General features: G+C 54.4%; 2 tRNA genes. Both read left to right on the top strand.

Annotated features, from left to right (window positions below):
* Positions 1 to 58: 58 nt before the first annotated feature.
* A tRNA-Gln gene (locus HMPREF3053_RS04510) sits at positions 59 to 130 on the top strand.
* A 39-nt stretch (positions 131 to 169) separates the two neighbouring features.
* A tRNA-Glu gene (locus HMPREF3053_RS04505) sits at positions 170 to 242 on the top strand.
* Positions 243 to 248 lie beyond the last annotated feature (6 nt).

Here is a 248-nt window from a genome sequence, read left to right as displayed (position 1 = left end):
AACACGGGTTCAAATCCCGTACGGGGTACAAAGACAGCGCGAAAGCGCCAGTCTTTATTGGCCTATGGTGTAATTGGCAACACAACGGTTTCTGGTACCGTCATTCTAGGTTCGAGTCCTGGTAGGCCAGCGGAATTCGCTCACTCAGTTGGGTTGGATTCAGTTCTAAGCCCCGTTCGTCTAGCGGCCTAGGACGCCGCCCTCTCACGGCGGTAACACGGGTTCAAATCCCGTACGGGGTACAAAGA

It is taken from the genome of Corynebacterium sp. HMSC064E07 (assembly GCF_001815745.1).
Taxonomy (GTDB): Bacteria; Actinomycetota; Actinomycetes; order Mycobacteriales; family Mycobacteriaceae; genus Corynebacterium; species Corynebacterium jeikeium_D.
Note: the sequence above shows the minus strand (reverse complement) of the source record. Positions and strands in the feature narration are given on the sequence as shown.